The 356-nt window shown below is 59.8% G+C and carries 1 protein-coding gene; it reads left to right on the top strand.

Annotated elements, in window-relative coordinates:
* Nucleotides 1-300 (top strand): EF-Tu/IF-2/RF-3 family GTPase (locus A3730_RS10805; RefSeq protein WP_369819065.1); only part of this gene is annotated, 300 nt, incomplete at its 5' end.
* Nucleotides 301-356: the final 56 nt, after the last annotated feature.

The following is a 356-nucleotide window of genomic DNA, read 5'->3' on the forward strand; positions in this document are numbered from 1 at the left end:
CGCGAAGAGATCCTTGGCGTGGCCCAGGTGCGCGACGTGTTCCGTTCTTCCAAGTTCGGTGCGGTTGCTGGTTGTATGGTGGTGGAAGGTACGCTGTACCGGAACCGTCCGATCCGCGTTCTGCGCGACGATGTGGTGGTCTTCGAAGGCGAGCTGGAATCCCTGCGTCGCTTCAAGGACGATGTGCCTGAAGTGCGTAACGGCATGGAGTGTGGCATCGCGGTGAAGAGCTACAACGACGTGAAGGAAGGCGACAAGATCGAAGTCTTCGAAGTGAAGGAGGTGGCGCGCTTCCTGTAAGGAGTGTGCCCGAACCCTGCTATGAGCCGTCATCGCCGCCCCCAGGGCTTTAACCG

The sequence above is a fragment of the Alcanivorax sp. HI0044 genome (genome assembly GCF_001634945.1).